This window comes from Cellulomonas sp. Root137, assembly GCF_001426725.1.
Classification (GTDB): Bacteria; Actinomycetota; Actinomycetes; order Actinomycetales; family Cellulomonadaceae; genus Cellulomonas.
Map to the genome: position 1 here is coordinate 904,787 of NZ_LMFG01000001.1, position 25,456 is coordinate 930,242.

35 protein-coding genes are annotated in these 25,456 nt (G+C 73.9%); 16 read left to right on the plus strand and 19 right to left on the minus strand.

From position 1 onward, the window contains the following. Positions 1-65 precede the first annotated feature (65 nt). Together ASD18_RS04300 and ASD18_RS04305 are read right to left on the minus strand one after the other, a co-directional pair. On the minus strand, positions 66-908 hold the full coding sequence (locus ASD18_RS04300) for a bifunctional 2-polyprenyl-6-hydroxyphenol methylase/3-demethylubiquinol 3-O-methyltransferase UbiG (RefSeq protein ID WP_056087129.1): 843 nt from the start codon (positions 906-908) through the stop codon (positions 66-68). Continuing rightward, positions 908-1,630, minus strand: coding sequence for a cyclopropane-fatty-acyl-phospholipid synthase family protein (locus ASD18_RS04305; protein ID WP_056087134.1), 723 nt, complete (start codon positions 1,628-1,630; stop codon positions 908-910). Before ASD18_RS04305 ends, ASD18_RS04300 begins: the two co-directional genes overlap by 1 nt. Before the next feature lie 115 nt (positions 1,631-1,745). Between ASD18_RS04305 and ASD18_RS04310 the strand changes: the two genes are divergently transcribed. Together ASD18_RS04310 and ASD18_RS04315 are read left to right on the plus strand one after the other, a co-directional pair. Beyond that, positions 1,746-2,540 carry a DUF6345 domain-containing protein gene (locus tag ASD18_RS04310; protein ID WP_056087137.1) on the plus strand — a complete coding sequence of 265 codons (795 nt, stop codon included), beginning with the start codon at positions 1,746-1,748 and terminating at the stop codon, positions 2,538-2,540. Positions 2,541-2,568: 28 nt separating this feature from the next. After that, positions 2,569-3,360, plus strand: a complete 792-nt coding sequence (locus tag ASD18_RS04315) for a hypothetical protein (RefSeq protein WP_056087141.1) — start codon at positions 2,569-2,571, stop codon at positions 3,358-3,360. A 54-nt stretch (positions 3,361-3,414) separates the two neighbouring features. On the opposite strand, the gene ASD18_RS04320 is transcribed toward ASD18_RS04315, so the two are convergent. Continuing rightward, positions 3,415-4,062, minus strand: a complete 648-nt coding sequence (locus ASD18_RS04320; protein ID WP_056087146.1) for an NADPH-dependent F420 reductase — start codon at positions 4,060-4,062, stop codon at positions 3,415-3,417. A gap of 52 nt (positions 4,063-4,114) precedes the next feature. On the opposite strand from ASD18_RS04320, the gene ASD18_RS04325 reads away from it, so the two are divergent. From ASD18_RS04325 to crcB, 3 genes are read left to right on the plus strand one after another with little or no spacing between them, the layout of a single operon-like run. Further along, the gene (locus ASD18_RS04325; protein ID WP_082573528.1) at positions 4,115-4,630 is read left to right on the plus strand and encodes a universal stress protein; all 516 of its coding nucleotides are present in this window, start codon (positions 4,115-4,117) and stop codon (positions 4,628-4,630) included. Then, complete coding sequence (locus tag ASD18_RS04330; protein ID WP_056087154.1) at positions 4,627-5,037, plus strand: CrcB family protein; 411 nt, start codon at positions 4,627-4,629, stop codon at positions 5,035-5,037. The genes ASD18_RS04325 and ASD18_RS04330 overlap by 4 nt, the downstream gene beginning before the upstream one ends. Then, positions 5,034-5,399: a fluoride efflux transporter CrcB gene (gene crcB / locus ASD18_RS04335; RefSeq protein WP_056087158.1), complete on the plus strand. Its 366-nt coding sequence runs from the start codon at positions 5,034-5,036 to the stop codon at positions 5,397-5,399. Before ASD18_RS04330 ends, crcB begins: the two co-directional genes overlap by 4 nt. On the opposite strand, the gene ASD18_RS04340 is transcribed toward crcB, so the two are convergent. The 3 genes from ASD18_RS04340 to fabI form a co-directional block, all read right to left on the minus strand. Beyond that, entirely contained in the window at positions 5,396-5,707 is a 312-nt protein-coding gene (locus ASD18_RS04340) for a DUF2249 domain-containing protein (RefSeq protein WP_056087161.1), read from the minus strand. The two genes, crcB and ASD18_RS04340, sit on opposite strands and share 4 nt — an antisense overlap. Before the next feature lie 76 nt (positions 5,708-5,783). Next, positions 5,784-7,238, minus strand: a complete 1,455-nt coding sequence (locus ASD18_RS04345; RefSeq protein WP_056087164.1) for a nitronate monooxygenase — start codon at positions 7,236-7,238, stop codon at positions 5,784-5,786. Between the two features lie 86 nt (positions 7,239-7,324). Further along, entirely contained in the window at positions 7,325-8,092 is a 768-nt protein-coding gene (gene fabI / locus ASD18_RS04350; protein ID WP_056087167.1) for an enoyl-ACP reductase FabI, read from the minus strand. 111 nt (positions 8,093-8,203) lie between these two features. On the opposite strand from fabI, the gene ASD18_RS04355 reads away from it, so the two are divergent. Together ASD18_RS04355 and ASD18_RS04360 are read left to right on the plus strand one after the other, a co-directional pair. Next, the gene (locus ASD18_RS04355) at positions 8,204-8,788 is read left to right on the plus strand and encodes a TetR/AcrR family transcriptional regulator (RefSeq protein WP_056087170.1); all 585 of its coding nucleotides are present in this window, start codon (positions 8,204-8,206) and stop codon (positions 8,786-8,788) included. A 20-nt stretch (positions 8,789-8,808) separates the two neighbouring features. Then, a complete protein-coding gene (locus ASD18_RS04360) occupies positions 8,809-9,678 on the plus strand; it encodes an alpha/beta fold hydrolase (RefSeq protein WP_082573530.1) in 870 nt (289 codons plus the stop codon). On the opposite strand, the gene ASD18_RS04365 is transcribed toward ASD18_RS04360, so the two are convergent. Next, positions 9,675-10,316 (minus strand): cation transporter, encoded by a 642-nt coding sequence (locus ASD18_RS04365; RefSeq protein ID WP_235522254.1) that lies wholly within the window; start codon positions 10,314-10,316, stop codon positions 9,675-9,677. The genes ASD18_RS04360 and ASD18_RS04365 overlap by 4 nt on opposite strands. After that, positions 10,301-10,633 carry a helix-turn-helix transcriptional regulator gene (locus ASD18_RS04370; protein WP_056087175.1) on the minus strand — a complete coding sequence of 111 codons (333 nt, stop codon included), beginning with the start codon at positions 10,631-10,633 and terminating at the stop codon, positions 10,301-10,303. Before ASD18_RS04370 ends, ASD18_RS04365 begins: the two co-directional genes overlap by 16 nt. 60 nt (positions 10,634-10,693) lie before the next feature. Here ASD18_RS04370 and ASD18_RS04375 point away from each other — a divergent pair, with 60 nt between their 5' ends. Together ASD18_RS04375 and ASD18_RS04380 are read left to right on the plus strand one after the other, a co-directional pair. After that, a complete protein-coding gene (locus ASD18_RS04375; protein WP_056087177.1) occupies positions 10,694-11,896 on the plus strand; it encodes an MFS transporter in 1,203 nt (400 codons plus the stop codon). Beyond that, on the plus strand, positions 11,893-12,228 hold the full coding sequence (locus ASD18_RS04380; protein WP_056091542.1) for a helix-turn-helix transcriptional regulator: 336 nt from the start codon (positions 11,893-11,895) through the stop codon (positions 12,226-12,228). The genes ASD18_RS04375 and ASD18_RS04380 overlap by 4 nt, the downstream gene beginning before the upstream one ends. A 1-nt stretch (position 12,229) precedes the next feature. On the opposite strand, the gene ASD18_RS04385 is transcribed toward ASD18_RS04380, so the two are convergent. Beyond that, a complete protein-coding gene (locus ASD18_RS04385; RefSeq protein ID WP_056087181.1) occupies positions 12,230-12,721 on the minus strand; it encodes a GNAT family N-acetyltransferase in 492 nt (163 codons plus the stop codon). Next, on the minus strand, positions 12,718-13,092 hold the full coding sequence (locus ASD18_RS04390) for a helix-turn-helix transcriptional regulator (RefSeq protein WP_056087186.1): 375 nt from the start codon (positions 13,090-13,092) through the stop codon (positions 12,718-12,720). Before ASD18_RS04390 ends, ASD18_RS04385 begins: the two co-directional genes overlap by 4 nt. 106 nt (positions 13,093-13,198) lie before the next feature. Between ASD18_RS04390 and arsM the strand changes: the two genes are divergently transcribed. After that, positions 13,199-13,966: an arsenite methyltransferase gene (gene arsM / locus ASD18_RS04395; protein WP_056091545.1), complete on the plus strand. Its 768-nt coding sequence runs from the start codon at positions 13,199-13,201 to the stop codon at positions 13,964-13,966. Between the two features lie 3 nt (positions 13,967-13,969). Further along, the gene (locus tag ASD18_RS20975; protein ID WP_156387883.1) at positions 13,970-14,140 is read left to right on the plus strand and encodes a hypothetical protein; all 171 of its coding nucleotides are present in this window, start codon (positions 13,970-13,972) and stop codon (positions 14,138-14,140) included. Between the two features lie 15 nt (positions 14,141-14,155). On the opposite strand, the gene ASD18_RS04400 is transcribed toward ASD18_RS20975, so the two are convergent. Genes ASD18_RS04400 through ASD18_RS04440 form a run of 9 tightly spaced genes read right to left on the minus strand, consistent with a single transcriptional unit; the run spans position 14,156 to position 21,331 of the window. Beyond that, positions 14,156-15,385, minus strand: a complete 1,230-nt coding sequence (locus tag ASD18_RS04400) for an APC family permease (protein WP_056087188.1) — start codon at positions 15,383-15,385, stop codon at positions 14,156-14,158. After that, a complete protein-coding gene (locus ASD18_RS04405; protein ID WP_056087192.1) occupies positions 15,382-15,795 on the minus strand; it encodes an arsenate reductase ArsC in 414 nt (137 codons plus the stop codon). The genes ASD18_RS04400 and ASD18_RS04405 overlap by 4 nt, the downstream gene beginning before the upstream one ends. Then, the gene (locus tag ASD18_RS04410; RefSeq protein WP_056091548.1) at positions 15,792-16,697 is read right to left on the minus strand and encodes a metalloregulator ArsR/SmtB family transcription factor; all 906 of its coding nucleotides are present in this window, start codon (positions 16,695-16,697) and stop codon (positions 15,792-15,794) included. The genes ASD18_RS04405 and ASD18_RS04410 overlap by 4 nt, the downstream gene beginning before the upstream one ends. Before the next feature lie 46 nt (positions 16,698-16,743). After that, positions 16,744-17,988 carry an MFS transporter gene (locus ASD18_RS04415; RefSeq protein ID WP_056087195.1) on the minus strand — a complete coding sequence of 415 codons (1,245 nt, stop codon included), beginning with the start codon at positions 17,986-17,988 and terminating at the stop codon, positions 16,744-16,746. A gap of 34 nt (positions 17,989-18,022) precedes the next feature. After that, positions 18,023-18,463, minus strand: a complete 441-nt coding sequence (locus ASD18_RS04420; RefSeq protein WP_056087200.1) for a hypothetical protein — start codon at positions 18,461-18,463, stop codon at positions 18,023-18,025. An 18-nt stretch (positions 18,464-18,481) separates the two neighbouring features. Beyond that, positions 18,482-18,955, minus strand: coding sequence for a hypothetical protein (locus ASD18_RS04425; protein ID WP_056087203.1), 474 nt, complete (start codon positions 18,953-18,955; stop codon positions 18,482-18,484). A gap of 9 nt (positions 18,956-18,964) precedes the next feature. Next, positions 18,965-20,344 (minus strand): NAD(P)/FAD-dependent oxidoreductase, encoded by a 1,380-nt coding sequence (locus ASD18_RS04430; RefSeq protein WP_162251725.1) that lies wholly within the window; start codon positions 20,342-20,344, stop codon positions 18,965-18,967. Positions 20,345-20,372: 28 nt separating this feature from the next. Further along, positions 20,373-20,927: a GNAT family N-acetyltransferase gene (locus tag ASD18_RS04435; protein ID WP_056087208.1), complete on the minus strand. Its 555-nt coding sequence runs from the start codon at positions 20,925-20,927 to the stop codon at positions 20,373-20,375. Continuing rightward, positions 20,924-21,331 carry a type II toxin-antitoxin system VapC family toxin gene (locus ASD18_RS04440; protein WP_056087212.1) on the minus strand — a complete coding sequence of 136 codons (408 nt, stop codon included), beginning with the start codon at positions 21,329-21,331 and terminating at the stop codon, positions 20,924-20,926. Before ASD18_RS04440 ends, ASD18_RS04435 begins: the two co-directional genes overlap by 4 nt. A gap of 65 nt (positions 21,332-21,396) precedes the next feature. On the opposite strand from ASD18_RS04440, the gene ASD18_RS04445 reads away from it, so the two are divergent. The 5 genes from ASD18_RS04445 (at position 21,397) to ASD18_RS04465 (ending at position 25,444) form a co-directional block, all read left to right on the plus strand. After that, positions 21,397-21,825: a nitroreductase/quinone reductase family protein gene (locus tag ASD18_RS04445; RefSeq protein WP_056087215.1), complete on the plus strand. Its 429-nt coding sequence runs from the start codon at positions 21,397-21,399 to the stop codon at positions 21,823-21,825. A gap of 29 nt (positions 21,826-21,854) precedes the next feature. After that, a complete protein-coding gene (locus ASD18_RS04450; RefSeq protein ID WP_056087218.1) occupies positions 21,855-22,961 on the plus strand; it encodes an AAA family ATPase in 1,107 nt (368 codons plus the stop codon). Between the two features lie 126 nt (positions 22,962-23,087). After that, complete coding sequence (locus ASD18_RS04455) at positions 23,088-23,705, plus strand: class I SAM-dependent methyltransferase (protein WP_056087221.1); 618 nt, start codon at positions 23,088-23,090, stop codon at positions 23,703-23,705. 75 nt (positions 23,706-23,780) lie between these two features. Beyond that, entirely contained in the window at positions 23,781-24,200 is a 420-nt protein-coding gene (locus ASD18_RS04460; RefSeq protein WP_056087223.1) for a YciI family protein, read from the plus strand. Continuing rightward, complete coding sequence (locus ASD18_RS04465; RefSeq protein ID WP_056087225.1) at positions 24,173-25,444, plus strand: RNA polymerase sigma factor; 1,272 nt, start codon at positions 24,173-24,175, stop codon at positions 25,442-25,444. The genes ASD18_RS04460 and ASD18_RS04465 overlap by 28 nt, the downstream gene beginning before the upstream one ends. Positions 25,445-25,456 lie beyond the last annotated feature (12 nt).

Below are 25,456 nucleotides of genomic sequence, written 5' to 3' on the forward strand. Positions count from 1 at the left end.
CTCGGCAGGATCACCTGCGCAGCCTGCGAGCGCGACGAGTGCGACGACGACGACCGGGGCACGCCTCAGGTGTGGAGTGTGTCCCCACCGGAGCCGGTCGTGCGCCCGACGTAGAGCAGGTGGCCGGCGGTCGCGAGCGTGCCGGGGTCCGACGCGGTCTCCACCACCCGGTCGAGCAGCCGGCAGTACGCGGCCGGGTCCTCCACCCGCAGCGCCTCGAACCCGTCCTCGACGCCGGTGAGGAACCCGTGGGTGGACGCCAGCAGCAGCGACGAGAACCCGTGCGACTCGAAGAACGGGCACACCTCGCTCGGCTGCACCCCGTACACGTGCGTGAAGCGTCCGGGCACCGCGTTCTCGAGGACGCCCTCGTCGAGGAGCCGGTCGACGAACTCCGGGTCGGCCAGCTGCCAGCGCTCGTCGGGGAGCGAGAGCACCCGGCGGACGGAGGTGTACCGCGGCATGAGCGCGACGGCGACGAGCCCGCCGGGACGAGTGACGCGGGCCAGCTCGGAGGCGGCGAGCGCGCGGTCGTGCGCGGTGGTCAGGTGGTACATCGGCCCGAGCGACAGGGCCGCGTCGAACGTCCCGTCGGCCCAGCGGGAGAGGTCGCGGGCGTCGATCTCGACGACCTCCTGGACCGTGCCGGCGGGCAGCGACGACTCGGCGATGGCCAGCAGCTCGGGCGACAGGTCGGCCAGCGAGACGTCCCAGCCGAGCTCCGCCAGCCAGACGGAGTACGGACCGGTGCCGCCGCCGAGGTCGAGCGCTCGCCCGGGTGTGCCGAGGTGCGGCTCCAGCAGGCGCGTGGTGAGGATCCGTTCGAGGAGGCCTTCCGGCGAGAGCAGCCGGTCCCGCTCGTGCTCGCTCTTCGCCGCGTAGTACGCGCGGACGGCGGAGGGGTCCATCACGGCCGCCGCACCAGGGCGAGCACTCCCCATCCGAGGTACGGGCGCTGGTTCGTCACGTAGTCCAGGGGAGCGGTCGTCAGCTCGTCGCGGAACGCGGGCGCCAGCGGGTCGTCCGGGTGCTCGTCGAGGAACCGGCGCAGGTTGAGCCACTGGGCCGCCACGTACCGGTCCCAGCTGGCCTCGTCGGCGAGCACCATCTCGATGACGTCCCAGCCGGCGTCCTGGACCGCGGCGACCAGCCCGGGGAAAGTGTGGAAGTCGCCGATGGCCCGCGCTGCCTCCGGTGGGTCGGACCGCCAGAACGGTTCGCCGACCAGCGCGACGCCCCGGGGCGCCAGTGACCGCGCCAGCAGGTCCAGGGTGCCGACCGCACCGTCTCCGATCCAGGTCGCGCCGATGCAGCAGGCGACGTCGACGGGCGTCGGGGACACGTAGCCGGCGGCGTCGCCGAGCTCGACGACGACATCGACGCCCAGCGACGCCGCGCGTTCCCGGGCCGCGTCGACGAAGGCCGGGTTGAGGTCCACGCCGGTACCGACCGTCCCGTGGTCCCGGGCCCACGTGCACAGCAGCTCCCCCTTGCCGCACGCGAGGTCGAGCACGGTCGCGCCCGGATCCAGGCGCAGCGCACGGCCGAGCGTGGCCAGCTGGTCGTCGGTGAACGGGTCGAGGATCCGGTGCGAGCTCTCGCGGATGGCGTGGTGGCGGAGGTGGTCCATGAGCCGGACGCTACGACCGGCTGCGTGCGCGGGCGAGCAGATATGACCCACCGTGCGCGTATCACCACCCCGCGGTGCCTCTCTTCCCAGGTGACAGGTCCGACGACGAAGGGGGATGGCGATGTCGTACGGCATCGGCACGGAGTGGATCAACGCGTACAACAACCTCAATCCGCTGACCCACGAGCACGAGGACGCGGGCGGGTTCTGGGACGAGCTGCGCAACCACGACAGCGGCACCGGGATCTTCAACTGGGGCGACGGGAACGCGTTCGAGGACGACTTCAAGGCGAACGCCCGCGGCGGCCACGCCGACCAGTGGGTGGAGCAGGCCGACATCGTCTACTTCACTGGCCACGGCAGCCCGAGCGGCTTCTACTTCCGCAGCGACGTGCCGGACGACTCGCAGGTGCAGGGCGACTTCACGACGAGCGCGGCCGGCAACGACGGCGACCTGCGCCTGGGCCACGGCGACCTGGAGTGGCTCGGCCTGGAGGTCTGCAACACCCTGCAGATGGACGCGGTCCAGCAGGGCGCCAACCGGGACGTCTTCGACCGCTGGGCGGACGCGTTCGAGGGTCTGCACGCCATCCTCAGCTTCACCACCACCAGCCTCGACCTGGCCAACCCCGGCCGGGCGTTCGCCTCCGCGATGGACGGGCGCTGGCTCACGGCGATGTTCGGCATCCCCGAGTGGCTCATCGGCCGGCGCCCGATGCGCGTGATCGACGCGTGGTTCTGGATGGCCGAGTTCACGCAGCCCAGCTGGGTGGAGTCGGCGGTGCTCTACGCCAACGCCCCCGGCACCAACACGGGCGCCGACTTCCTGCACGACCACGGCTTCGTCAGCTCCGACCCGCACCGCGGCGGCTCCTGGTTCTCCTGGACCTGGATCCCGCACGCCTGCTGAGCACCCCCGACACTCGAGAGGAACCGTCATGACCACGATCTCGGTCGCCCGCGTGCGACCCGCTGCCCTGGACGACGACCGCTTGCGCAGTCTCGCCGAGGCGTTCCGCATCGACGGTGACGTCGTGCGCACCGAGGAGGCGTTCGCCGTCCTCGGCAAGGACGCGACGCTGGTGCACGGCGGCCCGGGCAACCGGCTGGCCGGCGTCACCGCCGTCATCGACACGGTGCGAGGCGTCGCCGCCGCGGACCCCGAGAAGGGCCACCCCGAGCCGCTGCCCGCCGACAAGGCCGTCGGCGTGGCCTCCGAGCTGACCGAGCGGTACGGGCTCGGCCCGGGCGTCGCCCGGTTCGACGGCGTCCGGCTGGAGACGAGCATCGACGCGACGGTCATCGAGGCGGTGCGCTTCGACGGCAAGGAGCGGACACGGTTCGCGGTGAAGACCGACGTCCGCGCGCGGGTCACGCTCGACGGCATCCCGGTGACGGGTCCGCGGGCGGGCGTGAACGCGACGTTCCTCGACGACGACCGTCCGCTGCGCCTCATGGCGACGACCTGGGACAGCGTCGAGCTCTACCGCGAGGCCGAGCTGGTCGAGGAGGGCGAGGCGCTCGAGCGGGTGCTCGAGTCCGCCCGGCACCGCAAAAGCCGGACAGAGAAGCTCTCGGTCGTCTCGAGCGTCCTCGCGTACTGGGCGGCGCCCTACGAGGGCGGTGCCGACCTGCTGGAGCCCAGCTGGTTCGTCGAGCTGGCGCACCCCGCCGACGAGTACGGCAACGACGGACCGAAGCAGCTGGTCAGGGTCCCGGCCGCCCGCTGAGCCACCGGACGGCCTGCGCAGTGAGGGGAGCGCAGGCCGTCCGGTTCTTCTGTGTCACATGTCGCGGTAGCGCACGGCCTTCGACAGGGCGGCGCGCAGGCCGTCGGCGTCGAACCGCTGGACGTAGGCCGCGGTGTCGCGCTGGTAGCGCCAGCCCTCCGACAGGGGGCCGACGTCGACCGCGTCGAAGCCGAGCTCGTCGATCAGCTCGGCCACCGCGGCCCGGGCCTCGTCCGAGTCGCCCGCGACGGCCAGCGCCCGGCGCTCGGGGGTGCCGGCGGGGACGCCCTGCGTGGCGAGGTCGCTGAACATGATGTGGTTGAACGCCTTGACCACGTGCGACGCCGGCAGGTGGGTCTGGAGCAGCTCGGAGACGGTCGTGGACTCGTTGTCGAGCGCCTCGATCTGGCCGTCGCGCTGCGGGTAGTAGTTGTTGGTGTCGATGACGACCTTGCCGGCCAGGGGCTCGACGGGGACGTCGTTCACGTTCTTGGTGGGGATCGTCACGACGACGACGTCCCCGGCTGCGGCGGCCTCGGCCGCCGTCCCCGCGCGTGCGCGGTCGCCGAGCTGCTCGACCAGGTCCGTGAGGGTCTCCGGGCCGCGGGAGTTGCTGACGACGACGTCGTAGCCGTGCGAGATCGCGAGCTGGGCGAGCGTGCCGCCGATGTGGCCTGCGCCGATGAATCCGATAGTGGTCATGGGTCACCGCAACCTCCGCGGCCGGGCGGGTGTTCCCGCGTAGCCTCGGCGGGTGACCCGATCCGCACCGCACGCGTGGCACGGCGTGCCGACACCGGACGGCCCGGCGGTGGTCGTCGGCGTGCTCCCGGGGCAGTCGCCGACCGTCGTGCGGGAGGCCGCGCGTCTCGCCCTCGCGATGAGTGCGGACCTCGTGTGCGTCTGGTCCGACGCCGCCCGTACGTTCGTCGCGCAGGACCCCGACGGCACCCTGGTCACCACCCCGCTGGACCCAGACCACGTCGACGACCGGGAGGACGAGGTCGCGGCGGAGGTGGAGGTGGCCGCGGAGGTCGAGCGGAACCTCGAGGGGTCCGACGTACCGTGGCGGTTCGTGTACACGGTCGGCGAGGCGTCGCGTGAGCTGGCCCGCGTCGGCCGGGAGGCGGGCGCGGCGATGATCGTCGTCGGCAGCCGGCGTCCCGGAATCGGCGGGTGGATGAACCACCTGATCGGCGGCTCGACGGCCGGCCACCTCGCGCACACGCAGCCGCTGCCGGTGACGATCGTCCCGCAGGAGCATCCATGACCCGATCCCCGCACCTCGATCCGAGGCTCGTCGCGGTCGTGGCGCTGGGCGGAGCAGTGGGGACGACGGGCCGCTGGGCCGTCTCCGAGTGGCTCGGCACGTCCGCCGGCGGGTGGCCGACGGCGACGTTCGTCGTGAACGTCCTCGGGTCGTTCCTGCTCGGGCTCCTGCTCGAGGCGCTGCTGCGGCGCGGTGAGGAGTCGCGCCGGGGCCGGCTGGTGCGGCTCGGTGCCGGCACGGGGGTGCTCGGCGGGTTCACCACGTTCTCCAGCCTGGCGCTCGAGATGGAGCGGCTGCTCGCGGCCGGCCAGGTGACCATGGGCATCGCCTACGGGGTGCTCAGCGTGGTCCTCGGGCTGCTGGCGTGCGTGGGTGGCGTCGCGCTCGGGTCTCGGCGGTCGCGATGACCGTCCTGCTCATCGCGGTCTTCGGCGGGATCGGCGCCGCCACCCGGTTCGTCGTCGACGGCTCGGTGCGCTCGCGGTGGAACCGGGTGTTCCCGCTGGCCACGCTCGCGGTCAACGTGTCGGGGTCCCTGCTGATCGGCCTGCTCGCCGGCGCGCACGTCTACCACGGGCTCGGCGAGGCCTGGCAGGTGGTGGCCGCGACCGGGTTCTGCGGCGGGTACACCACGTTCTCCACCGCGATGGTGGAGACCGTCCGGCTGGTCCAGGCGGGCGAGCTGCGCCGAGCGACCGCGAACGCCGTCGGCTCGGTGGTGCTCTGCCTCGGGGCCGCGGCGCTGGGCGTCGCGCTGATGGCTCTCTAGACGCGCGTCAGGCGCACGCGGCAGTCGTCGGGCTCGTCGACCAGGAACTCGATCTCCAGCGCACCGGGGGCGTCCTGCTCCAGCTGCGCGAGCAGGGGGAGCGGCTTGTGCGGCGCGACGAGGATCATCGACTGACCGACGGGGATCGCGCTGAACGCGCCGCGGATCGCCGCGTGCCGGATCGGGCGGGGGAGGCTGCGCGCGTCGAGCACGATCTCCTTCTCCGCGGCGTGCCCACAGCTGCACACGTGGGCCTCAGCCGCGGGGGCCGGCGTGCCGGTCGAGATCTCGACGTGCTGCGTGGTCATGAGGTCCTCCGAGGTCGGTGACGGGCGCCTCCCGAGTATCCGTCGATCCCTGCGGGCGCGACCGGGACCAAGGGCTCTACAGCGCCGGCTCCAGGAGCCAGTCGAGCACCTGGTCGGCCGACCAGCCGTCGGGGTGCAGCTCGGCCAGGCGGTTCGCGCCGTCGAGGTCGGTGCCGAGGGTGACCAGCGCCTCCTCCTCGCGCCCGTCCGGCCGGGTCTGCCCGAGACCGACATCGGCGGACAGCGCGTTGCACAGGCACGCCCGTCCCTCGGTGTCCTGCTCGGAGCCGCCCTTCTTGACGTACATCGCGACCGGCTCGGCGGGGCATCGGAACCCGACCCGGCCGTCGTCCTTGAGGTACGGCGAGCGCAGGTAGCCGAGGTCGCAGAGGCGCGGCCGAGCGCTGCGGATCGCGGGGTCGGAGAGCGTGCCGGTCAGCTGGGCGACCTTGAACGGGAAGCCGGTCGGTGAGGCGTCCCCGTCGGTGAGCACCTCGAGCTCGCCGGTGCGCAGCAGGGCGAGGAGGCGGTCGCGCAGCTCGTCGGTCAGGCCCGAGTCGGAGCTGAGCGCGAAGGCGGTGCCCACCTGGACGCCGGTCGCGCCGGCGGCGAGGGCCTCGCGGACCGCCTCCGGCGTGCCCAGCGAGCCGGCGAGCCAGAACGGCAGGCCGACCGCGGCGACCTTGCTGACGTCCGCCTGGTCCCGGGCGCCGAACACCGGCTGGCCGCGCTCGTCGCGCACCGGGCGTCCTCGCGGCGGCGCGTTGTGACCGCCGGCGCGGGGGCCTTCGATGACGAACCCGTCCGGCCGGATCGCGGGGTCCCGGGTGAGGTAGGCGGCCAGGACCTCGCTCGACACGATCGCGAGGAACAGCGGGCGGTCCAGTGCCGGCAGGTCGGGACCGAGCAGGTCCGGCGGGTCGATCTGGACGACGTGGTCACCGCCGGGGTCGCCGGCGACGTCGACGGGCAGCTGCGTGGGGCGGTTGGCCGCGAGCTCGTCGAGCAGGTGCGGCAGGTGGCGCGGGATGCCGGCGCCGACGAGCACCGCGTCGACCCCGGCGAGCATGGCACCGTACACCGCCGCGGGCATCGCCATCTGGACCTTCTCCAGGCAGTTGATGCCGACCGGGCCGTCGTGCCCCTCCTTGGCGAGCCACACCTCGACGAAGCTGGCCAGCACGGTGAGCTCCTGGACGGCGCGTCCCGGGCGCATGCTCAGCCGCGGGACCGGCGTGTACGCCACGCCCGCCGCCCGGCCGCCGGGGCGCAGGTGCCGCTTGATCACGCGCTCGACGATGGCCGGCACCGGGAACGCGGCCATCGCGCGGCGGGCCGAGCCGTCCAGGTCACCGTCCTCGAGCCGGCGGGCCAGCACGAGGTCCAGGGCCGTGCCGGACACGACACCGAGCTGCCCACGCCGCGCGACCGCGGACGCCAGACGCCACGACGAGACAGCGACGCCCATCCCGCCCTGGATGATCGTCGGCAGCGCGCGGCGCAGGGACCGGACGGGCGGGGGTGTCGGCATCGAACCTCTCCAGACCTACGGGAGCGTAAGTTACGCAACCGTAGGTGAAGGGAGCGGCGTCGAGCCGGGACCAACGACCCTGGCTGTCACATCCCCATCGCGTGGACGCCGCCGTCCACGTGCACGATCTCGCCGGTGGTGGCGGGGAACCAGTCCGAGAGCAGCGCGACCACCGCGCGGGCTGTCGGACCGGCGTCGCCGACGTCCCAGCCCAGGGGAGCGCGCGCGTCCCAGCCACCCTCGATCGCCTCGAAGCCGGGGATCGCCTTGGCCGCGGTGGACCGGATCGGGCCGGCGGCGACGAGGTTGCAGCGGATCCCCTCGGGCCCGAGGTCGCGTGCGAGGTAGCGGGACGTCGACTCCAGGGCTGCCTTGGCCACGCCCATCCAGTCGTAGACCGGCCACGCCACGGTCGCGTCGAAGGTCAGACCGACCACCGAGCTGCCCCGGACCATCAGCGGCTGCGCGGCGACGGCCAGCGCCTTGAGCGAGTACGCCGAGATCTCCAGCGCGGTCGCCACGTCGGGCCACTCGCCGTCGAGGAAGTTCCCGCCGAGCACCGCCTGCGGCGCGAAGCCGATCGAGTGGACCACCCCGTCGAGCCGGTCCGCGTGCTCGCCGACGGCACCTGCGAGCGCGGCCAGGTCCTCGGCCGACGTGACGTCGAGGCGCACCACCGGTGCCGGTGCCGGGAGGCGTCGCGCGATGGCCTCGGTCAGCCGCTGCTGGCGCCCGAAGGAGGTGAGGACCACCTGCGCGCCCTGCTCCTGGGCCAGCCGGGCGACGTGGAACGCGATCGAGCCCTCGGTGAGCACGCCGGTCACGAGGATCGTCTTGTTGTCGAGCAGCGCCATGCCGTCGACGGTAGCGCTCGGGGGACGGTTGCCTTGGGTCGTCCGGCTGGATGATCCCGCCGGAGGACGTGGTAGATGCGCCGGACCGCACGATCGTGCTATTCATAGACCATGGGCAAGGGTGACGAGACGCGTCAGGCGGTGATCGACCAGGCGGTCGAGATCGCCGGGCGCCTCGGCGTCGCCGGTCTGACCATCGGCACCCTCGCGTCCGCCACGGGCCTGTCGAAGTCCGGCCTCTACGCGCACTTCCGGTCCAAGGAGGCGCTCCAGCTGGCCGTGCTCGCGAGCGCGCGGGAGCACTTCGTCGACCAGGTGATCCGCCCGGCGCTCGCGGCGCCCCGCGGTGAGCAGCGCGTCCGCACCCTGTTCGAGCGATGGCTCACCACCTCGTCCTCCGGGGCGGCCGGCTGCCTGTTCGTCTCGGCGGCCACGGAGTTCGACGACCAGCCCGGGCCGGTCCGCGACCAGCTGGTCCGAGACCACTGGGACCTCGCCGAGTCGCTCGCGCAGGTCTACCGCTCCGGCGCCAAGGACGGGGCGTTCCGCGACGACCTCGCGCCCGAGCAGTTCGCGCACGACCTGCACGGGCTGCTGCTCGCCCACTTCCACGCCTTCCGGCTGCTGCGTGACCCGGCGGCCGAACCGCACACCCGCTTCGCGTTCGAGCGGCTGCTGCAGTCCCTCCTCCGCTGACTTCTTCTGGAGACCCCGAAATGACCCAGTTGTCGACCGAAAAAAGCACGACCGTTCGTACGCAGCTCCCGCCCGTCCCTCCGCTGGTCCGGTCCGCGGTGGGGGCCCTGGACCGCGTGGCCCCCGAGCTCGTCGCCCGCGGGGCGCTGCGCCTGTGGTGCACCCCGGCGCGCGCGAAGCACCCGTCGGCCATCCCCGGCGGCACCGCGTTCCGCACCGGCCCGATCGCCGGGCAGGTCTGGGGCGACGGGCCGGCCGTCTACCTGGTGCACGGCTGGGGCGGCCACCGCGGGCAGCTGCGCTCGCTGGTCGAGCCGCTCCTCGCGGCGGGCCTCCGGGTGGTCGCGTACGACGCACCCGCGCACGGCGACTCGGGGCCCGGCGCCCTCGGTCGCCGGCGGACGACCCTGCCCGAGATGATGTCCGCGCTCGGCACGGTCATCGACGCGCACGGTCCGGCCCGCGCGGTCGTCGGCCACTCCATGGGCGCGGCCGCGAGCGCGCTCGCCGTCCTGGACGGGACGCCGACCGAGCGCCTCGTGCTGGTCACGCCGCTGGCCGACCCGTCCACCTACACGGTCGGCTTCGCGCACACCCTCGGGTTCAGCGAGCGGACGCGGCACCGGTTCGTCGTCCGCATGGAGAAGCTGGCGGGTCGGCGGCTGGCGGAGCTCGACATCCCCGTGCGAGCCGCCAACGCGGGTCGACCGCTGCCCGCGACGCTCGTCCTGAGCGACCGCGCCGACAAGGAGGCCGACCACGCGGACGGCACCCGCATCGCCCGCGCGTGGCCGGGTGCGGAGCTGGTGGTCAGTGACGGGCTCGGTCACCGCCGGATCCTGCGCGACGACGAGACGATCAAGCGGATCGTCGCGCACGTGACCGGCTAGGCCTCGTCCGACTCCACGAGGGCGCTGACCGGGACCGTGCAGGCCTCGCCGCGCCACGCCTCGAGGCCCTCCCGGACCGCGAACCCGGCGATCACCAGCGCGGCGAGCGGGTCTGCCCACGTCCACCCGAGCGTGCTGTTGAGCACGAGGCCCACCAGCAGGACGCCGGACAGCCAGGCGCAGAGCAGGGTCTGCCTCGAGTCGGCGACCGCCGAGGCGGAGCCCAGCTCGCGTCCGGTCCTGCGCTCGAACCACGAGAACAGCGGCATGATCACGAGGCTCGCGGCGGCCAGCACGATGCCGACCGTCGAGTGCTCCGGCTCCGAGCCGCCGAGCAGCGTCCGCGCCGAGTCGAGGGTGACCACGAGGGCGAGCCCGAAGAACGAGACGGCGATCAGTCGCAGGGCGGTGCGCTCGCGGCTCTCGGGATCGGGTGCCGCGAACTGCCACGCGACCGCGGCGGCCGACAGGACCTCGACCACGGAGTCGAGTCCGAATGCCAGGAGTGCCGACGACGACGCCATCCGCCCGGCGACCAGCGCGACCACCGCCTCGACCACGTTGTAGGCGATCGTCAGGGCGACGACCCACCGGATGCGCCGCTGGAGGACCGTGCGTCGGGTCAGGAGCACGTGCACCCGTCCGATCCGCAGCAGGTGGGGTCGACGGTGACGACGAGCCGGAGCAGGTCGTCGAGGGCAGGCGCCAGGTGGGCGTCGGCCAGCCGGTACCAGGTGCGCCGACCGTCGGGGACCGCCTCGACCAGGCCGCAGCCGCGCAGGCAGGCCAGCTGGTTGGACATCACCTGCCGGGAGACGCCGAGCGCGTCCGCGAGGTCGGACGGGTAGGCCGGGGCCTCGCGCAGGACGAGCAGGATGCGGGTGCGGGTCTCGTCCGAGAGCGCGTGCCCGAGCCGTGCGAGCGCGGCGGTGTGGGTGAGGGTCACCGTCTCCATCCGGCGAGAGTACAGCGGATCGTGTATTCAGTGCTTGCGTAGATACGCAATAATAGAAGGATGCTTCGCGCCCTCGCCCACCCCGTCTACCGCCGGCTGTTCGCCGCGCAGGTGGTGGCGCTGGCCGGAACCGGGCTCGCGACGGTCGCGCTCGGCCTGCTCGCCTACGACCTCGCCGGCGCCGACGCCGGCTCGGTGCTCGGCACGGCGCTCGCGATCAAGATGCTCGCGTACGTGCTCGTCGCGCCGGTCGCGGCCGTCGTGGTGGCGCGCCTGCCGCGGAAGGCGGTCCTCATCGGGTCCGACGTGCTGCGGTTGCTGGTGGCGTCGATGCTGCCGTTCGTCGGCGAGGTCTGGCAGGTCTTCGTCCTGATCTTCGTCCTGCAGGCCGCGTCCGCGACGTTCACGCCGACCTTCCAGTCGGTGATCCCGCAGGTCCTTCCCGACGAGGACGACTACACCGCCGCGCTGTCGCTGTCCCGGCTGGCGTACGACCTCGAGGCGGTCCTGGCGCCGGTGCTCGCGGCGGCCCTGCTGCTCCTGGTCCCGTCCGACGCGCTCTTCGTCGGCACCGCGATCGGGTTCGCCGGGTCCGCGCTGCTGGTGGGCTCGGTGGTCCTGCCGCGCGGGGTCCCGGCCGCCCAGGGGCGGTTCACGCACGAGGTGCGGCGGGGAGCGGCGCTGTTCGTGCGGACGCCGGCGCTGCGACCGGTCCTCGCGCTCAACCTCGTGGTGGCGGCCGCCGGGGCGTTCGTGCTGGTGCAGACCGTCGTCGTGGTCCGCGGTGAGCTCGGCCTCGGGGACGGCGTCGTGGCGCTGGTGCTCGCCGCTAACGGGCTGGGCTCGATGGCGGCCGCACTGACCCTGCCGCGGCTGCTGCGCCGCGTCACCGAACGCCGCGTGATGCTCGGTGGGGCGGCGCTCCTCGCCGTCACCACCGCGGTGATCCCGGTCGCGCTGCACAGCCTCGCGGCCGTGAGCGTGCTCTGGGTGCTCGTCGGTCTCGGCTGGGCCGCCGTCGAGACCCCCGTCGGTCGGCTCGTGCGCCGCGAGGTGTCCACCGAGGACCTCCCCGCGGCGTTCGCGGCGCAGTTCTCCCTGTCGCACGCGTGCTGGCTGCTCACCTACCCGCTCGCCGGCTGGCTCGGCACCGTCGGGCTCGGGGTCGCCGCCGTCGTGCTGGCCGTCGTCGCGACCGCCGCGACGATCACCGCGACGCTGCTGTGGCCGAGCCCCGCACGGGTGCCCAGCCTGCGATCATGACGACGATGGCCACCAACCTCACCGGCGCAGCCGACCTCGACCACGCGGTCGACATCCTGCGCCTGCTCGCCGACCGCACCCGGCTGGCGATCCTCGCGCTGCTGGACGGGACGGAGCTGTCCGTGACCGCGATCGCCGAGGCGCTCGACCGCCCGACACCCGCCGTCTCCCAGCACCTGGCCAAGCTGCGCGCCGGCCACCTGGTCACCGCTCGCCGGGACGGCACGACGGTCTACTACTCGCAGGCCAACGAGCACGTGTCCGCGCTGGTCACCAACGTGCTGCAGCACACCGAGCACACGCTCTACCCGGTGCCGCCGCACCACCGCTGAGTCAGAGGCGCTTCTCGACGAGGACGACGTCCCGCCACTGGTCGGCCAGCGGACCGTAGGTCATCCGGCCGAGGCGCTCGCGCGTGCCGACCACCCGGAACCCGGCGGCCGCGTGCACGGCGAGGCTCGTCGCGTTCTCGGGGAAGATGCCGGACTGCACGGTCCAGATCCCCTCGGTGCGGGCGTTCTCGAGCAGCGCGGCCAGCAGCGTCCGACCGATCCCGCGGCCCTGCGCGGCGGGGTCCACGTAGACCGAGTGCTCGATGACGCCGGCGTAGGCGCACCGGTCGGAGACCGGGACGGCGGCCGCCCAGCCGACGACGGCGCCGTCGTCGTCGACCGCGACGAGCCGGTGGGCCGGGAGCCGTGCCGCGTCGAACGCCTCCCACGTGGGCGGCGCGGACTCGAACGTCGCGTGCCCGGTGGCGATCCCGGCGGCGTAGATGCGCTCGACCGCGGGCCAGTGCTCGGCGGTCAGGGGGAGCACTCTCATGAGGCCGCGCCCGCGGTCAGGTGGGTGCCGAGCTGGTGCGTGACGGCGTCGAGCGCTCCGGGCACCAGGGCGTAGTAGGCCCAGACGCCGCGCTTGTCGCGGGTGACCAGGCCGGCGTCGACCAGGACCTTGAGATGGTGCGACACCGTCGGCTGGCTGAGCCCGACCGGTTCGGTCAGGTCGCAGACGCACGCCTCGGCGCCGTCGTGCGACGCGATGAGCGACAGCAGGCGCAGACGGGCGGGGTCGGCCAGCGCCTTGAGCACCTGGGACAGGGAGGCGGCGGCCTGCTCCGTGATCGCGTCGCGGGTCAGCGGGGTGCAGCACGCCCCGCCGGAGGCGGAGACGACGGGCAGGAGATCGAGAGCCATGAGGACAGTCTGCCTCAGACATTTACGTCTGTCGATATTGACAACCATCGATGGATGGGTGCATCTTCTCCATTGATGGTTGTCGATGCCTGAGGAGGCGGACGAGATGGACGAGGTGCGGGAGCAGGTGCGTCAGCGCTACGCGTTGGCGGCGGTGGAGACGCAGGCCGGGCTGGGTGGGTGTTGTGGCGACGGCGGCTGCTGCACGCCGGGCTCGGTGGTCGACGTCGACGAGAAGTTCGGGGCGGGTCTCTACAGCGCGCAGGACGCCGTGAGCATCCCTGTCGAGGCGCTGGCCGCTTCGCTGGGCTGCGGGAACCCGCTGGCGGTCGCGGAGCTGAGGGCGGGCGAGCGCGTGCTCGACCTGGGCTCGGGCGGCGGGATCGACGTGCTGCTGTCGGCCCGTCGGGTCGGCCCGGAGGGGTTCGCCTACGGGGTGGACATGACCGACGAGATGCTCGACCTGGCCCGCGCCAACGCGGTCAAGGCGGGGGCCACCAACGTGGAGTTCCGCAAGGGCACCATCGAGGACCTGCCCCTGGACGACGCCACGGTGGACGTGGTCATCTCCAACTGCGTGGTCAACCTGTCCACCGACAAGCAGGCCGTGCTCGCGGAGGCCTTCCGGGTGCTCACGCCAGGCGGTCGGGTGGGGATCTCCGACGTCGTCGCCGAGGACCACCTCACGCCGGAGCAGCGCGCCGAGCGCGGCTCGTACGTCGGCTGCATCGCGGGCGCCCTGTCCCGCACCGAGTACCTCGACGGGCTGACCCGCGCCGGGTTCGCCGACGCCGAGGTCACGTTCACGCACCAGGTCGCGGACGGCATGCACGGCGCCGTGGTCCGCGCCCGCAAGCCCCTCACCGAGGAGTAGGCCATGCACCCCGAGCTGTTCGCAGTCCTGTACGACGAGCGCGAGCGCGAGCTGGAGGCCGAGCTGCACCGTCGGTTCGTCCTCGCGGAGCGGGCGCCGAGGCCGGCGCGCTCCTGGCGCCTGCCGCGGCTGACGCTCCGGGCGGCCCCCACCGCCTGCTGCGTCCCGGCATGACGAGCGCGGCCGCGGTCACCCGCGGCCGCGCCCCCGCCGCACCGCCCAGACACCCGCACCGAGGAGCGCCACGGCGAGCCCGCCCAGCACCGACGGGAGCGGCAGGGTGAGCGCGAGGACCACGCAGCCGACCAGCCCGAGCGCGGAGACCCAGCGGGGCGGGCGGCCCTCGTCGGGCCGCAGGCGCAACGCGCTCGCGTTGGTCAGGGCGTAGTAGGTCAGTACGCCGAACGACGAGAACCCGATCGCGCCCCGCACGTCCAGCGTGGCGACGAGCACGATCACGACGGCAGCGACCGCCAGCTCCGCCCGGTAGGGCACCCCGTGCCGGGGGTGCACGGCCGCGAGGTACGGGGGCAGCTCGTGGTCGCGGGCCATCGCGAACGCGGTGCGCGACACCCCGAGCACCAGCGCCAGCAGCGCCCCGAGCGACGCGATGGCGGCACCGACCTGCACCACCGGGCTCACGGCCGCCCAGGACCCCGCCTCGACCACCGCGCGCAGGGGAGCCGCGGTCGCGGCGAGGGCGTCGGGCCCGACCGCGAGCAGCGCGCAGACGCCCACCACGACGTAGACCACGAGCACGATGGCGAGCGCGAGCGGGATGGCCCGGGGGATGGTGCGCCGCGGGTCGACCACCTCCTCGCCCAGGGTGGCGATCCGCGCGTACCCGGCGAACGCGAAGAACAGCAGGCCCGCGGACTGCAGCACGCCGCCGAGCTCCACGCCGGCGAGGTTCTCGGTCGACGCGGTCCCGCCGGCCAGCGACGCGGCGACGACCACCGCGAGCGTGACGAGCGTGAGGGCGACGATCACCCGCGTCACCAGGGCGGACTTCTGCACGCCGCGATAGTTCAGCGCGGTGATCGCGACAACGGCGAGGATCCCGACCAGGCGCGCGTGCCCGGGCGCGGCGTAGGAGGCGAACGTCAGGGCCATCGCCGCGCAGCTCGCGGTCTTGCCGACGACGAACGACCAGCCCGCCTGGAACCCCCAGAACCGGCCGAGCCGCCGCCGCGCGTAGACGTAGGTGCCGCCCGACTCCGGGTACAGCGCCGCCAGCCGCGCCGACGACGTCGCGTTGCAGAACGCCACGACCGCGGCGATCGCCAGCCCGATCAGCAGCCCCGACCCGGCGGCCTCGGCCGCGGGCGCGAAGGCGGCGAACACCCCGGCGCCCAGCATTGCGCCGAGCCCCACGACGACGGCGTCGGCAACCCCCAGCCGACGGACGAGGTCGGTCACGCGCGGACGGGCTCCACGCCCAGCTCGTCCAGGAGGGTGAGGATCCGGCCACGGATCTCGTCGCGGATCGGGCGGACCGACTCGATGCCCTGGCCCGCGGGGTCCTCGAGCACCCAGTCCTCGTACCGCTTGCCGGGGAAGAACGGGCACACGTCACCGCAGCCCATGGTCACCACGACGTCCGAGGCCCGCACCGCCTCGGTGGTGAGCACCTTCGGCTGCTCCGCACGGATGTCGATGCCGACTTCCGCCATCGCGTCGACCGCGACCGGGTTGACCTGGTCGGCCGGCATGGACCCGGCGGACAGGACCTCCACGGCGCCACCGGACAGGGCCTTCAGGAAGCCGGCCGCCATCTGGGACCGGCCGGCGTTGTGCACGCAGACGAACAGGACGCTGGGCTGGGTCATGACACTCCAAGGGTGGTGAGCAGGGTCTGGACGCGGGAGTCGATGTCGGCGCGGATCGCCGCGACGCCGTCGGGGGAGGCGAGGGCGGGGTCGCCCACCGCCCAGTCCTCGTAGCGGATGCCGGGGTAGACCGGGCAGACGTCGCCGCAGCCCATGGTCACGACGATGTCGGCGGCGCGGACGGCGTCGTCGGTCAGCGGCTTGGGGAAGCCGTCGGCCCCCAGGGCGTCGAGCTCCGGGCGGACGTGCGTGTGGATCGCGGCGGCGGGCGCCGAGCCGGCGGACCGGGCGAGCACCGCGTCGCCCGCGTAGCGCTGGAGCAGGGCCGCGGCCAGCTGCGAGCGGCCGGCGTTGGCGACGCAGACGAAGAGCACGCGCGGGACGGTCGTCGCGCCGTCGATGCGGGCCAGGTCGTCCAGGCGCTGCCGCGCGAACCGCTCGGCCAGGCCGATCGTGCGCGAGCCGGCGCCCGTCCTGGCGAGGGCCGTCGCGGAGTCGCGGACGACGTCGCGGACCCGGAGGGCGTCGATCGTCGGGTACCGCGGCGCGAGGTCGGCGGTGAGGCGGTCGAGGCGCTCGTCGAGGTCGGGGATCGCCTCCGCCGCGCGCTCCTCGGTGGCCGCGAACGACTCCAGCACCGTGCGCACCGCGCCGCGGTGCTCCGGAGCGATCCGGTACCAGACCCACGTGCCCCGGCGCTCGGCCGTGACCAGCCCCGCGTCCTTGAGCACCCTGAGGTGGTGGGAGACGGTCGGCTGCGACACCGACGTGAGCTCGCTGACGTCCTCGACGCACGCCTCACCCGAGGGGCTGGCGGCGATGAGCGAGAGGGCGCGCAGGCGCAGGGGGTCCGCCAGGGCCTTGAGCGCGCGGGCCACCTGGTCCGCGGACGCAGGGCTCATGGCGATGCTCGGCACAGGCCTATATTGATGGAATTCGATCCAAGGGTCAAACCGGCTCGGGCGCGTCCTGCTCGTCGGTGTGCGCCACGTGCCGCAGCTGGTGCCAGATGAGCACGACGAAGATCGCGGACCCGACGAACGCGAACCAGAACGGCGCGGTCACCCCGTACCGCTGCGCGAGCAGCCCACCGATCGCCGCGCCGACCACCAGCCCGCCGAACACCCCCACCAGGTTCACGCTCCCGACCCGCCCCTGGAGCTCGGTCGGCACGGCCCGCTGCCGGATGGTCACCGAGGTGGTGCCCCAGACGAACGCGTGCGCGCCGAACACGAAGAACACCACGAGGGCGAACCAGGCCGTCGTGGTGAGCGCCAGCGCCAGGTGCGTGAGGGTCTCGACGATGAGCCCGATCCGCATGAGGTTCGCGAGGCTGACCCGCCGCGTGATCCAGCCGTAGGACACCGTCCCGACGAGCCCGCCGACGGCCCCGACCGTGGTGATGAGCCCGAACCCGATCGCCCCGAGGCCCAGCTGCTCCCGCGCGTAGAGGACGAGCACCGACCACGCGGCCCCGAACGTCACGTTGAAGATGAGGATGGTGAGCACCAGGGTCCGCACGGCCGCGTGGTGCCGCACCCAGCGCACACCCTCGGCGATGTCGTGGCGCAGGTGCGTGGTCCGGGGCTCGGCCAGGTGCGGCGGCAGCGAGATCCTCGAGACGAGGACGGCGCCTGCCGCCACCAGCAGCGCGTCGGCGGCGAACGGCCACGCCTGCCCGGCCGCGAAGAGGAACGCCCCCAGCGGCGGGCCGACCAGCTGGTTCACGGTGACGAACCCGGCCAGGATGCGGCTGTTGGCCAGGGCCAGGTCGTCGCGCTGGACCAGCATCGGCACCATCGTGCCCGACGCGTTGTCGGCGAACGTCTCCGCGGTGCCGAGCAGGAACATCGCCACCAGGACCAGCGCGATGGTGGCCACGTCGAAGGCCACGGCGGCGGCCAGCAGGATCAGGACGACGGTGCGCAGCGAGTCCACGAGGATCACCAGCCGGCGTCTGTCCAGCCGGTCCGTCAGTGCGCCCGCCCACAGCCCGAACAGCAGCGGCGGCAGCCACTGGAGCAGGGCGGCGAGCGCGACGAGGAACGCGTCCTCGGTGCGAGACGCCACCAGCAGCGGACCGGCCGCGAGGACGATGCCGTCGCCGAGGTTCGAGCTCCACGACGAGGCCAGCAGCCACCGGAACCCGGTGCCCAGCCTGCGCGGGACGACGACGTCGACGATCCGGCTCACAAGGGCGAGACGCTAGTCGACGCCGACGAGCAGGTCACCCGAGATCGCCGGCGGAGCCGCGGTACCAGCCGACGAACGCCTCGCCCGGCTCGCCGAGGTACCGGCGGAACGCGGAGGGGTGGAGCGTGATCGGCCGCCGGTCCAGCCAGCTCGCCTTCGGCAGGCCGGGGACCCCCTGCGGGACCCGGAGGTAGTCGCTCCGGCCGCTGCGGTCCTGCGACGTGAACCTCGCGACCTCGCACGTCGTGCCGATCACCGACAGGACGAGCACGGGTCGGTCCTTGCCGCCGGTGCCCTCCTCGAACGGCACCTGCGCGAACCAGACCTCCCCGGTCCGCGGCCGCATCCCGCGCGGCCGGGTCTGACGCGGCCTGGCCCCCCGGGGGCGGCGCAGCCAGCCGACCAGGAGGATGACGGCGATGACGCCGACGGTGGCCCACGGGTGCTCGGCAGGCAGCTGCGCGATCTCACTCACGCGAGCGAGCGTAGGGCCTCATTCGTCGGCACGGACGGGGGGCGCCTCTGGTGCCCGGACGCCGAGCACGTCGCGTTCGAGCGCGGCCAGCGCCTCGTCGACCACGCCGCGGGTGGCAGTCCGGTGTCCCAGAGGGAGTGGACGCCGGTACTGCTCGCGTTGCTCGCTCGTCAGGTACCACGGAGGCGCAGAGTTCGACAGCAGGCGGTCCACCGCGGCGACCCTGGCGACCGCGTCGGGTGAGCCCAGCACCTTGACCCGCAGCAGGAGGAAGCGCAGGTCGCCGACGACCGACGTGTCGGGGGGCACCTCCCGGAGCGCCTCTGTCCTGGCCCGCTGCAGCACGGGCACGGCCTCGACGTACAGCTCGTACCGCTGCTCGCGGAGCCAGGCGTCCCGCTGCGCCCGTACGGACAACCGGTGGCTGAGCCACGCGCCCACCACCACGCCGACGAGGCCGACGACCAGGGTCACGGCAGCTGACGTGTCCACACGCTCAGGCTACGGACTTCGCTCGTCGGCGAACACCTGCGGGCGCGGCGTCGGGTCTCCGTACCCGCGCAGCCGCGCCCGCACCGAGCGTGCGACGAGCGCGGGGTGCAGCAGCAGCCAGGGCGAGGCCATCACGTGGTACACCCGGGCGATCGACAGCTGCGCGAGCTGGTCGCCGTGCGCGCCCATCCGTCCCAGCTCCCGCGTCCAGGCGGAGAACAGGGCGGATGCGCGAGGCACGCGCCCCCCGGCGGTGGGATAGCGGAGGTCCTCGCTCGTGGCGATCCGCCACGGCAGGTCGACCACCCGGCCGAACCGGCGCAGCAGCCGCCGCGTGCGCAGCGGGCCGCGGGCCGCGTCGCGCAGGGCCAGTGCCTCGAGCGCCGCGACCGTGACGCCCTGGCCGTAGACCGGGTTGAACGCGCACAGGGCGTCACCGACGACGAGCAGCCCGTCCGGCCAGCCCCGCACCCGGTCGTAGTGGTGCCGCTGGTTGCCGGTCTGGCGGTGGATGACGACCTCCGCCTCGGCACGCGCGGCCAGGTCGTGGAGGGACGGGTCGGGCAGCGAGGCGAGGGTGCCGACGAACGATGCGCGGTCCCGCCCCGGACGACGCGCACCTGCACCGACGGCGGTGACCAGCCAGGTGTCGCCCTCGACGGGCAGCGCGCTGCCGCCGGACCGGTCCGGGGTCTGCAGCAGCTCGATCCCGTCGACCGTGACCGTCCCCGGAGGCACCGCGACGCGGGCGGTGGCGTACCCCACCCGCGCGTCCACCCGCGTGGTGCGCGCCGGACCGACGCCGAGCGCGACCAGCCAGGGCGGCAGCCGCGACGACCGACCCGACGCGTCGATCACCAGGTCGGCGGGCACCGGGTCGCCGGCCGTGTCCACCCACCAGCGGGGACCGGTCGACGAGCCCCGCCGCAGCCCGGTCACGGCGGTCCCGTCGCGCAGCTCCACCCCGGCGAGCCGGCAGACGTGGTCGCGCACGACGTGCTCGAACAGCGGCCTGGTCAGCGAGAGGATCTCGTACTGCGGTCCCCGCGGCGCCCACCCCGACTCACCGAGCCAGGCGATGTACCCGGTGTCGAGCGGCACCGCGCCGGCCGCGCGAAGGTCGGCGTCGACCCCCGGCAGCAGCTCCTCGACGGCGAGGAGCCCGCGGTGCAGGAACACGTGCGGCTGCCGGCCCTGGGGGACGCCCGGACGCGGTTCCGGCCCGACGGGAAGCGCGTCGCGTTCCAGCACGGTGACCGACCGTCCTGGGCCGGCGAGCGCCGCCGCGGCGAGGAGCCCCGCGATGCTCCCGCCGACCACGACCACACGCCGGACCTGCTCCCGCTCCCGCACGCCGGCCCCCTCAGCCTCGGACTGCGAGACCAGCATGCCGCCGGGGCGGACCCTGCGGCGAGGGTCACCGCACCGGCACGGCCTCCCGGAGGAGTGGGACGAGCGCGAGAGCCGGTGCCGGGTCGGACGCCAGCCGCGCGTGCGTCTCGACGTGGTACCGGTTGGAGCCGTACCGGAGCTTCGCGCGCTGGATCCCCTCGGCGGAGAACCCGGCGGCGGAGGCCACCCGGCAGGACGCGGGGTTGTTCACGCGGTGCCCGAGCTCGAGCCGGAACAGGCCGAGCGTCTCGAACGCGTAGGCGGCGACCGTGGCGAGCGCGCGGGACGCCAGGCCGTGGCCACGGCGGCTGGCCGACACCCAGTACGACGCCCACGCGGTGTCGTGCCGGCGCTCGATGTGGCTGAGGGCGACGTGGCCGACGGCGGTCCCGTCGACGCGGATCGCGAACGTGATCGTCCCCTCGTCGTGGCCGAGGTACCGCTCGATGTAGCTGCGGGCGGCCTCGGGCGTGCCGAGCGCCTCGTCGCCGAGCTGGACCGCGAGATCGGGACTGTCCCGCACGGCGGCGGCGAGGGCCTCGTCGTCGTCGGTCGACCACGGGCTGAGCGTCACGTTCATGCGGCGGGGTCCAGCAGCGCCTCGAACGGCGCGGTCGCGACGACACCCTCGACGGCGCGCGCCAGGCCGTCGTCGAGGGTCACCAGGGCGTCGGCCTGCAGCCGCGTGAGCGCGACGTACTCGGCCGCGTAGGTCGACTCCCAGCCGAGCTCGTCGGCGATCTTCCAGGCCGTGTTCCGCAGGACGCCGTCGCCGAGGAGCCGGATCGACATCCGGTTCAGGCGCGCGAGGCGCTCGCGGGCTTCCGCGGACGTGAGGTCACCGCGGTGGACGGCCTCGTGCATCGCGGACAGCGCCTGCGAGCGCAGCAGGGTCGGGGCCAGCAGCTCGTGGGCCACGGGCACGGGGGTGCCGATCGCCGCCAGCCGGAGCGCGGCGGCGGCGTCGACGACGAAGCGGGTCATCGGAGAATCGTCGCACCGCGGTGCGACACGTGCTCTCATCGAGACATGTTCCTGAGACGCCGACCATGACCAGCACCGTCCTCATGCGGTCCCTGAGCTGGCTGCACCGCGCCCTCCTCCGGCTCACGCGCGGTCGCTTCGGTGGCGAGCTGGTGGGGCTGCCGTCGCTCGAGCTGGTGACGATCGGACGCCGGTCGGGCAGGCCGCGGTCGTCGATGCTGACCGCGCCTGTGATTCTGGGGGACTCGCTCGTGATCGTGGCGTCCGCCGGCGGGAACGACGAGCACCCGTCGTGGTTCCTCAACCTGCGCGACCACCCGCAGGTGCAGGTCGCGGTCGGCGGCGGCCCGGCCCGGCCGATGCTCGCGAGGGTGGCGACGACGGACGAGCGCGACCGGCTGTGGCCGCGGATCGTCGAGGCGCTGCCCAACTACGCGCGGTACCAGGAGCGGACGTCCCGCGTGATCCCCGTGGTCCTGCTGGAACCGGTCTGAGCGTCGGCGCCCGCCGCTAGGGTCGCGCCATGATCCGGACGCTGGCGGTCGAGGGGTACCGCAGCCTGCGGTCGCTGGTGCTCGGCCTCGACGACCTCACGGTGGTCACCGGCGCCAACGGGAGCGGCAAGACGAGCGTCTACCGGGCGCTCCGCCTGCTCGCCGAGGTGGCCCGTGACGGCGCCGTCTCGTCGCTGGCACGCGAGGGCGGGATGCGGTCCGCCATGCACGCCGGCCGGCGCGCCGGGGGACCCGTCGCCGTCCGGCTGGGCATCGCCACGGAGGACCTCTCGTACGCGATCGACCTGGGCCTGCCGCAGCTGGGTCCGTTCATGCTCGACCCGGAGATCAAGTCCGAGGTGGTGTGGGCCGGTCCCGTGCTGCGGCCGTCGACGGTCCTGACCGAGCGCACCGGGTCGCGGATCCGCACGCGCGACGACGCCGGCTCGTGGACGACAGTCCCGCTCACGGTCGGCGATCACGAGTCGGTCATGGCGCTCCTGGCCGACCCCGCCGCGACGCCCGACCTGTTCGCGCTGCGGGAGCAGGCCCGCCGCTGGCGGTTCTACGACCACCTGCGCACCGACGCCGACTCCCCGGCGCGGCGGCCGGGGATCGCGACGTTCACGCCGGTGCTCGCCGCCACCGGCGACGACCTGGCCGCCGCCCTGCTGACGATCGACCGCGTGGGCGACGCGGACGGGCTGCAGGCGTCGGTCGACGTGGCGTTCCCGGGCTCGCGCCTGGTGGTCACGGAGGACGACGACGGAGTCTGCCGCGTCGCCATGACCCAGCCGGGGCTGCGTCGGCCCTTGTCCGCCGCCGAGCTGTCCGACGGCACGCTGACGTTCCTGCTGCTGGTCGCGGCCGCGCACGCCACCCGACCGCCGGACCTGCTCGTCCTCAACGAGCCCGAGTCGAGCCTGCACCCGAGCCTCATGCCGGCCGTCGGCGCCCTCGTCGCGTCGGCGGCGGAACGGTCGCAGGTGCTCGTCGTCACCCACTCCGGGGACCTGGTCCGGGCGCTGCGCGGCGCGGGAGCGACGACGATCGAGCTCACCAAGGGCGGCGGCGCGACGTCGGTGGACGGCGCCGGGGTGCTCGACGGCCCGGCGTGGACGTGGCCGACGCGCTGAGCCCGCATGAGGACGGTCTCGCTCACGCTCCCGTCCGGTGCGCTCGTGCACCACTGGAGCAGCGGTGAGCTGCGCGGCTCGCTGAGGGGTGTGGCCGACCCGGGAGCGGTGGCAACCTAGGGCGGCATGAGCGTGTCGCGGGAGGCGTACTGGGACGACCAGGCGGCGACCTACGACCGCACGACCGCGTTCCTCGAACCCCGGTTGTTCGCCCCGGCGCGGCAGTGGATCGCTGACCGCGTCACGGGCCGCACCCTCGAGGTCGGCGTCGGCACGGGCGCCAACCTGCCGTACTACGCCGACCGCGTCACCGATCTCACGCTGACCGACGTCAGCGCCGCCATGCTCCGCGCGGCCTCGGCGCGGGCGCGGGCGGTCGGAGTCCCGGCACGCGTGGTGCAGGCCGACTCCGCGCACCTGGACGTGCCGGACCACTCGTTCGACACGGTGGTGAGCACCCTTGCCCTGTGCTGCGTGGACGACGAGCTCGCCGTGCTGCGTGAGCTCGCGCGCGTGCTGCGTCCGGGCGGTCTGCTGCTGATGGCGGACCACGTGGAGTCGTCGGCCCGGCTCGGACGCGGGGTGCAGGGGGTGCTCGAGCGCATCTCGCCTCGTCGCGCAGGGGAGCACTTCCGCCGACGCCCCGTGCTGCTGCTGGAGCCGGCGGGGCTGGAGCTCGTCGAGAGCGCCGCGTCGCGCTGGCGGCTGGTCGAGCGGCTGTCGGCGAAACTCGTCGGGACGTGATGTCGATCCGGCGGTTCCGCCGCTCGACTGGCAGGTGAGAGGGTCCGAAGGGGGCCCCGGACACAGGAGACGACCGTGAAGTACATGCTGATCATGCGCGCGACCGACGAGGCGCTCGAGTCCTTCCAGAGCGTCGACTTCGAGCAGATCATGGAGGCGATGGGCCGGTTCAACGACGAGATGGTCTCCGCCGGCGTCCTCGTGGCGGCCGAGGGCCTGGACGACGCGGCCGACGGGGTCGTCATCGACTTCTCCTCGCAGCCGCCCGTCGTCAGCGACGGCCCGTACGGGGAGACCAAGGAGCTGTTCGGCGGCTTCTGGATCCTCGACGTCGCGTCCAAGGAGGAGGCCGTCGAGTGGGCCAAGCGCGCCCCGATGACGGGCCCCGGCCAGAAGACCGAGATCCGCCGGGTGACGAGCATCGAGGAGTTCCCGCAGGACAACGAGTGGATCCAGAAGGAGCGGGCGTGGCGCGAGCGGACGGGCCAGCTCTGACCCGCTCCGGTTCCGGTCGCGACGCGGTCGAGGCCGTCTGGCGGATCGAGTCGGCGCGCATCGTCGCCACCCTGGCCCGGTTCACCGGGGACTTCCCGCTCGCGGAGGACCTGGCCCAGGAGGCGCTGGCCGCGGCGCTCGTGGCGTGGCCGCGCGACGGCGTCCCGAGCAACCCCGCCGGCTGGCTGCTCACGGTGGGTCGTCGGCGCGCGATCGACGCCTACCGACGCCGGTCGGCGCTCGACGAGCGGTACGCCCTCCTCGCCCGCGACCTGGGCGAGGAGGGTGCCGACGACTGGGACCCCGACCGGATCGACGACGACGTGCTGGCGCTGATGTTCATCGCGTGCCACCCGGTGCTCTCGCGGGAGGCCCAGCTCACGATGACGCTCCGGGTGGTCGGCGGCCTGACCAGCGACGAGATCGCCCGTGCGCTCCTGGTGCCCACCGCCACGGTCCAGGCACGGATCACCCGCGCCAAGAAGACGCTCGCGGCGGCGCAGGTCCCGTTCGACGTGCCGCCCGCCGACGAGCGCCGCGCCCGCCTCGGCTCGGTGCTGCACGTCCTGTACCTCGTGTTCACCGAGGGCTCGTCGGCCACGTCCGGCGCCGACTGGATCCGGGCCGACCTGGCCCACGAGGCGATCCGGCAGACCCGCGTCCTGGCGCAGCTGGTGCCCGACGAGCCCGAGGTGCACGGGCTGCTCGCCCTGCTGGAGCTCACCGCCGCCCGGTTCCCCGCGCGGGTGCGCGACGACGGCGAGCCGGTGCTGCTCGAGGCGCAGGACCGCCGGCGGTGGGACCGTGCGGCGATCCGGCGCGGGCGGGCAGCGCTGGCCACCGCCGGCCGTGTGGGTCGTGGGCTCGGTGCGTACGGCGTCCAGGCGGCGATCGCCGAGTGCCACGCGGTCGCCCCGTCCGTGCAGGCGACCGACTGGGACCGGATCGTGGTGCTGTACGAGGCGCTCGGTCGCCTTGCCCCGTCCCCCGTGGTGGAGCTCAACCGGGCGGTGGCGGTGTCGATGGCGCAGGGGCCTGCGGCGGCGCTCCCGCTGGTCGACGAGCTCGTCGCGGCGGACCGGCTCCCCGGCTCGCACCTGCTGCCGAGCGTCCGCGGCGAGCTGCTCACCCGGTTGGGCCGGACCGACGAGGCCCGGCGTGAGCTGGAGCTCGCGGTGCGGCGGTGCGGGAACGCGCGGGAGCGAGGGGTGCTCGAGGGCAAGCTCGCCGCGCTGACGCACTGAACTGCCCATACA

What these genes read in the sequence shown, in the direction of transcription:
- ASD18_RS04300 (WP_056087129.1), bottom strand. Translation starts at nt 908, where the DNA reads ATGGACCCCTCCGCCGTCCGCGCGTACTACGCGGCGAAGAGCGAGCAC.
- ASD18_RS04305 (WP_056087134.1), bottom strand. Translation starts at nt 1,630, where the DNA reads ATGGACCACCTCCGCCACCACGCCATCCGCGAGAGCTCGCACCGGATC.
- ASD18_RS04310 (WP_056087137.1), top strand. Translation starts at nt 1,746, where the DNA reads ATGGCGATGTCGTACGGCATCGGCACGGAGTGGATCAACGCGTACAAC.
- ASD18_RS04315 (WP_056087141.1), top strand. Translation starts at nt 2,569, where the DNA reads ATGACCACGATCTCGGTCGCCCGCGTGCGACCCGCTGCCCTGGACGAC.
- ASD18_RS04320 (WP_056087146.1), bottom strand. Translation starts at nt 4,062, where the DNA reads ATGACCACTATCGGATTCATCGGCGCAGGCCACATCGGCGGCACGCTC.
- ASD18_RS04330 (WP_056087154.1), top strand. Translation starts at nt 4,627, where the DNA reads ATGACCCGATCCCCGCACCTCGATCCGAGGCTCGTCGCGGTCGTGGCG.
- crcB (WP_056087158.1), top strand. Translation starts at nt 5,034, where the DNA reads ATGACCGTCCTGCTCATCGCGGTCTTCGGCGGGATCGGCGCCGCCACC.
- ASD18_RS04340 (WP_056087161.1), bottom strand. Translation starts at nt 5,707, where the DNA reads ATGACCACGCAGCACGTCGAGATCTCGACCGGCACGCCGGCCCCCGCG.
- ASD18_RS04345 (WP_056087164.1), bottom strand. Translation starts at nt 7,238, where the DNA reads ATGCCGACACCCCCGCCCGTCCGGTCCCTGCGCCGCGCGCTGCCGACG.
- fabI (WP_056087167.1), bottom strand. Translation starts at nt 8,092, where the DNA reads ATGGCGCTGCTCGACAACAAGACGATCCTCGTGACCGGCGTGCTCACC.
- ASD18_RS04355 (WP_056087170.1), top strand. Translation starts at nt 8,204, where the DNA reads ATGGGCAAGGGTGACGAGACGCGTCAGGCGGTGATCGACCAGGCGGTC.
- ASD18_RS04360 (WP_082573530.1), top strand. Translation starts at nt 8,809, where the DNA reads ATGACCCAGTTGTCGACCGAAAAAAGCACGACCGTTCGTACGCAGCTC.
- ASD18_RS04370 (WP_056087175.1), bottom strand. Translation starts at nt 10,633, where the DNA reads ATGGAGACGGTGACCCTCACCCACACCGCCGCGCTCGCACGGCTCGGG.
- ASD18_RS04375 (WP_056087177.1), top strand. Translation starts at nt 10,694, where the DNA reads ATGCTTCGCGCCCTCGCCCACCCCGTCTACCGCCGGCTGTTCGCCGCG.
- ASD18_RS04380 (WP_056091542.1), top strand. Translation starts at nt 11,893, where the DNA reads ATGACGACGATGGCCACCAACCTCACCGGCGCAGCCGACCTCGACCAC.
- ASD18_RS04385 (WP_056087181.1), bottom strand. Translation starts at nt 12,721, where the DNA reads ATGAGAGTGCTCCCCCTGACCGCCGAGCACTGGCCCGCGGTCGAGCGC.
- ASD18_RS04390 (WP_056087186.1), bottom strand. Translation starts at nt 13,092, where the DNA reads ATGGCTCTCGATCTCCTGCCCGTCGTCTCCGCCTCCGGCGGGGCGTGC.
- arsM (WP_056091545.1), top strand. Translation starts at nt 13,199, where the DNA reads ATGGACGAGGTGCGGGAGCAGGTGCGTCAGCGCTACGCGTTGGCGGCG.
- ASD18_RS20975 (WP_156387883.1), top strand. Translation starts at nt 13,970, where the DNA reads ATGCACCCCGAGCTGTTCGCAGTCCTGTACGACGAGCGCGAGCGCGAG.
- ASD18_RS04405 (WP_056087192.1), bottom strand. Translation starts at nt 15,795, where the DNA reads ATGACCCAGCCCAGCGTCCTGTTCGTCTGCGTGCACAACGCCGGCCGG.
- ASD18_RS04410 (WP_056091548.1), bottom strand. Translation starts at nt 16,697, where the DNA reads ATGAGCCCTGCGTCCGCGGACCAGGTGGCCCGCGCGCTCAAGGCCCTG.
- ASD18_RS04430 (WP_162251725.1), bottom strand. Translation starts at nt 20,344, where the DNA reads ATGCTGGTCTCGCAGTCCGAGGCTGAGGGGGCCGGCGTGCGGGAGCGG.
- ASD18_RS04435 (WP_056087208.1), bottom strand. Translation starts at nt 20,927, where the DNA reads ATGAACGTGACGCTCAGCCCGTGGTCGACCGACGACGACGAGGCCCTC.
- ASD18_RS04440 (WP_056087212.1), bottom strand. Translation starts at nt 21,331, where the DNA reads ATGACCCGCTTCGTCGTCGACGCCGCCGCCGCGCTCCGGCTGGCGGCG.
- ASD18_RS04445 (WP_056087215.1), top strand. Translation starts at nt 21,397, where the DNA reads ATGACCAGCACCGTCCTCATGCGGTCCCTGAGCTGGCTGCACCGCGCC.
- ASD18_RS04450 (WP_056087218.1), top strand. Translation starts at nt 21,855, where the DNA reads ATGATCCGGACGCTGGCGGTCGAGGGGTACCGCAGCCTGCGGTCGCTG.
- ASD18_RS04455 (WP_056087221.1), top strand. Translation starts at nt 23,088, where the DNA reads ATGAGCGTGTCGCGGGAGGCGTACTGGGACGACCAGGCGGCGACCTAC.